The organism is Streptomyces sp. CB01881 (genome assembly GCF_002953255.1).
Classification (GTDB): domain Bacteria; phylum Actinomycetota; class Actinomycetes; order Streptomycetales; family Streptomycetaceae; genus Kitasatospora.
In genome coordinates, this window is record NZ_CP026498.1 from 10,594,348 (window position 1) to 10,599,281 (window position 4,934).

Consider the following 4,934-nt stretch of genomic DNA (forward strand, 5'->3'; position numbering starts at 1 on the left):
GGTGGGCGCCGGACCTCCGCGGCCCCGCCCGGGACGCCGTCCGCTTCGCCGAGTGGCTGACCGGCCCGGCCGGCGTGCCCGCCGCCAACGTCCGGCTCTTCCTCTCCCCGCTGCCCGCACCCGTCGTGGCCCCCGGCGCCGCCCCGCCCGGCGGCGCGCCAGCCGCCGCCGCGCCGCCGCCCGCATCCGTCGGCACCGCATCCGCCGGTACCGCATCCGCCGGCACCGCGCCCGCCGCGCTCACGGCCCCGCCCGGGCTGCCCGCCCACCGCCCCGCCACCGGCAACGAGATTGAGGACGCGCTGCTGCGCGAACTGCCCAAGTGCGACGGCGACCTGCTCCTCATCTACTGGGCCGGCCACGGCTTCGCGGGCGACCACGACCAGTTGCTGCTGCCGTTCGCCGACGCCTCCGCCCCGCCGATCCGTCACCTCGACCTCGACTCCGCCCTCCGGTTCTGGAGCTCCAACAAGGTCAACCGGCGGTTCCGCCGGGTGGTCTCGATCGGCGACGCCTGCCGCCTCGACGTCCGCACCGGAGCCGTCCCCACCTTCGGCCGGGTCGAATACGGCGAGGGCACGCTGGTGCGCAGCCGCAGCACCTTCGTCCTCTACGCCACCCGGCCCGGACTGCCCGCCCAGAACATCGGCGGCGCCGGCCGGCTCACGGACACCCTGCTCGCCCGGCTGGACAGCCGCAGCCTGGACGAGAGCCTGCGCCGCCTGCCCGACATCGCCCGCGAGGTCCACGCCGACCTCGCCGCACTCGCCGACCGCGGCCAGGCCTGGCAGCAGATCCAGTGGCGCATCAGCGGCTGGGACGGCAACCCGCTCACCGACGACGGCTGGCCGCCGGAGCAGCCCGGCGCGCCCAGGCTCGACGACCAGGCCTGGGCCGAGCTGGACGGCCTCTTCCCCGGGCCCGGCCTGCCGCCGGACGCCTACCGCGCCTACCGGTGGGCCTTCGAGGCGGCCGGCTGCGCCCCGCCCGGGCCGGTGCTGCCCGCCGCCGAGCCGATGGCCGTGGTGCGCGACCTCGACCACCGGCTCGGCGCCGGTTCCCGCCGCCTCCCGCTCCCCCTGGCCTTCGTCCGCTACCTCGCCGCCCGCGAGGACGACCGGGACCGGGCCGATCGGCTGGCCGACTGGGTCCGGCGCACCGGCCGCCGGCTCGGCGCCGACGCCGTCCCCGTGCCCCCGGCGCGCGAGCGGGACGGCCGCACCGAACTGCACGTCCAGCTCACCGAGTCCAGTGACGAGGACGCCTACCTGGTCCGGATGTGGCTGCACCGGCGGGGCTTCGAGGCGCTCTGGGAGTCCGCCCGCCCGATCACCCTGGCCGCGGTGCGGGAGGAGCTGGCCCGGCAGGTGTTCGGCGCCGCGGTCGGCCCCGAGCTGCGGCGGATCGAGTTCCACGTCCCCGAACCGCTGCTGGACGAGGAGTTCGAACGCTGGCCGCTGCCCATCCGCGGCCGCCGCACGGCCGAACTCGGCGCCGCGTACGAGGTGCTGGTGCGCTGCCCGGACGAGCGCACCCACCAGTCCGGCCACCGGTGGCGGCGCAAGTGGGCCTGGTACCGCGAGCACGGCGGCCGCCACCCGGACGCGGTCCACACGCTCGCCGGGGACACCCCGCCCGACCCCGGCCTGGCCGACCGGCTCGGCGCCGAGGACCACCCGGTCTGCGCCCTCCTCGACCGGCATCCCGCACCGCCGGCCGACCGGCTGGAGACGGTCCTGGATGCCGGCCTGCCGATCGCGGTCTGGGTGCGGCCCGGCGCGACGACGGACTGCTGCACCCGGCCCGACGGCCTCGCCGCCCTGCTCGCCTCCCGTGCCGGCCCCGCGACCGACCGGGCCGGCGACCCCGCCCGGGGCCCCGACCCCGACCCCGGCCCTGGCCTCGACCTCGACCGACTGCCCGCCACCGTAAGGCGGTTACGCATCGCGGCCGCCCCGGGCGGGTGCGCGGGTTGCCCGGCCGGCCCGCGCCTGGGACTGCTCTGGGACGACCCCGAGCACCGGCCCCGGACCAGATCACTGTCCTGACGGGGGATCGCCCTCCGGCCTGGAAGGGAAGGAAGCAGCACATGAAGGACTGGTGGATCTACCAGGGCGAGGGCGCCCCGGGCGACCGGCTGGCCCGGCTGGCCGGCAAGCAGCCGCCCTGGCGCGACTTCGACGGAACGCCGGACCCGCAGTACCGGGCGCCCGGCCCCTCCGGGCACGCCTGGGAGCGCACCACCCGGCGCGGCAGCGGCTACGTCGCCGACGAGACCGAGATCGACGCCGTCAACACCGCCCTCCTCCTGAGCCGCCCGCTGCTCGTCACCGGCAAGCCGGGCGTCGGCAAGTCCACCCTCGCCTACAGCATCGCCACCGACCTCGGCCTCGGCCCGGTGCTGCACTGGCCGGTCACCAGCCGCAGCACCCTGCGCGACGGGCTCTACCGCTACGACGCGATCAGCCGCCTGCACGACGCCAACCTCCAGCAACTGCACGGTGGTTCACCGGTCACTTCGGCACCCGACCGCTCGATCGCCCCCTACCTGCGGCTCGGTCCGCTGGGCACCGCGCTGATCCCGCAGGACCGCCCCCGCGTCCTGCTCGTGGACGAGATCGACAAGAGCGACATCGACCTGCCCGGCGACCTGCTCACCGTCTTCGAGGACGGCGGCTTCGAGATTCCGGAGCTCGCCCGGATCGCCGCCCGCGAACCGCGCGTGCGGATCGGCACCGACGACACCCCGAGCACCAACGACACCCCGAGCACCGGCCACACCCCCGGTCCCCGCGAGGCCGCGGCCGGCCACGACGCCCCGGACGTTCCGGAGGCCCAGGACGCCACCGTCGCCGTCGACCGGGGCCGCGTCCAGTGCCGCGCCTTCCCGATCGTCGTCCTCACCAGCAACAACGAGCGCGATTTCCCGCCGCCCTTCCTCCGCCGCTGCATCCGCCTGCACGTCCAGCCACCCGGCCCGGCCCGGCTCGAACAGATCGTCAGACAGCGGCTGCGCCTCCCCGCCGACCTCGACGACCGGCGCCGCGACCTCGTCCTCGGACTGATCCACGCCTTCGACGAGCGGCGGGCCGAGGGCGACCTCGCCACCGACCAGCTCCTCAACGCCGTCCAGCTCCGGCTCAGCGGCGCCTGGTCGGACGACACCGAACGCGAGGCCTTCCTGCACACCGTCCTGCAGAAGCTCACCGGACCGGCCTCGCCGTGACGGACCGGTTGCTGCGCGCCCTTGCCGAGGCCGACGCCGCCTCCGCGGCCGGCCTCGGCGCGGAGGAGCTGGCGGACATCCTCTGGCTGACCGGCTGCCTCGGCGGCGCCCCCCGCGAGCAGCCGCAGCAGCCCGAGCGCCCGGCCGTCCCCGAGGCCGACCCGCCCCCCGGCCCCGACGCAGCCGACGACCCGGATCCGGACCCCGCCCCCGGCTCCACCGGCGGCAGGCTCGAACAGCACTACGCCACCGCCGACCTGGCCGCCCCCGGCAGCACCGAGCCGGCCCCGGACGCCCGCCGCGGCGACCTCGTCCGGGTCGCCCGCGCCGCCGCCCTCGCCGACCCGCTCGCCGTCATGCGCGCCCTGCGCCCGCTCGGCCGCCGCACCCTGGCCCACAGCCGCAGCGAGACGGAGCTGGACGAGGAGGCCACCGTCAGCGCGGGCGTCGAGCAGCGGCTGCTGGTGCCCGTCCTGCGCCCCACCCCCGGCCGCTGGCTCGACCTCGCCCTGGTCATCGACACCCACCGCTCGATGGCCCTCTGGCACGACCTGGTCGCCGAGCTGCGCCGGGTGATCGCCCAGACCGGTGTCTTCCGGGACGTCCGCACCTGGTACCTCGGCGGCACCGAAGCGGGCGGACTCCCCAGCCTCGCGGCCCGCCCCGGCGGGGCGCCCCGCCGGCCCCAGGAGATCGCCGACCCCTCCGGCCGCCGTCTGGTCCTGGTGGTCACCGACACCGTCGGCGGCGGCTGGGGCGGGCCGGCCCTGGACGCGGTGCTGCGCGGGTGGGGCCGGCACGGCTCCGTCGCCGTGCTCAACGTGCTGCCCGAACGCCTCTGGTCCCGCGGCGCCGTCCGTCCCATCCCGCTCTGGCTGCGCGCCACCGGTCCGGCCGCCCCCAACGCCCGCTGGGAGGCCGCCGCCACCCGCCCGCGCGGGCGCTCCCACCGGCGGCTGCGGGCCGCCACCGGCGACCAGGCCGACCCGGTCGGCCGGCCGTTGCCGGTGCCGATGGTGGATCCGAGCCCGTCCTCGCTCGCCGCCCTCGCCGCCCTGGTCTCCGGCGGCGGCCGCCGCAGCCGGCTCAGTTGCCTGCTGGCCGGCGGACCCGGGCCGGCGGCGGGCGCGGACTCGGCCGTTCCGCCCGACGCAGAGGCCGCCGGGCCCGCCGCGGCGCCGCTCACGGCCGAACCGGCGCTCAAGCAGTTCCGCGAGACCGCCTCCCCGTTGGCGCAGGAGCTGGCCGGCCACCTGTCCGCCGTGCCGCTCGTCCTCCCCGTGATGACCCTCGTCCGCCGGGCCATGCTCCCGGACGCCGACCACGGCCACCTGGCGGAGGTCCTGCTCGGCGGCCTGCTCGCCCCCTGGGAGGCCCCGCCGCCCGGCACCGACCCGGACGGCTTCGAGTTCGACTTCCTCCCCGGCGTCCGGGACGCCCTGCTCGGTGCCCAGCGCCGTGAGGACGTCGCCGAGATCCGCCGGACCGTCCGCCACCAGGTCGCCGCCTACCTGCGGTCCCGCCGCACCGCCGCCGACTTCCTGGCCGGCCACGTCGCCGACGGCACGCACGCCCGCGCGGTCGCGCCGGGAGCGCTGCCGTTCGCCGAGTCGCAGGACGGTGCCGGGTCCGCGGGCGGTTCCGAGGCGCAGGGCGGTTCCGAGGCGCAGGGTGGGAGCGAGGAGCAGGCCGCAAGTGAGGAGCAGAG

The 4,934-nt window shown here is 77.6% G+C and carries 3 protein-coding genes; all 3 read left to right on the plus strand.

The genetic code is table 11. The features are described from left to right. On the plus strand, positions 1–2,048 hold a 2,048-nt coding region (locus tag C2142_RS40955), incomplete at its 5' end, for a caspase family protein (RefSeq protein WP_241002983.1). A gap of 41 nt (positions 2,049–2,089) precedes the next feature. Then, positions 2,090–3,226, plus strand: a complete 1,137-nt coding sequence (locus C2142_RS35650) for a MoxR family ATPase (protein ID WP_148646971.1) — start codon at positions 2,090–2,092, stop codon at positions 3,224–3,226. Continuing rightward, on the plus strand, positions 3,223–4,934 hold a 1,712-nt coding region (locus C2142_RS35655), incomplete at its 3' end, for an SAV_2336 N-terminal domain-related protein (RefSeq protein ID WP_277347296.1). The genes C2142_RS35650 and C2142_RS35655, both read left to right, overlap by 4 nt.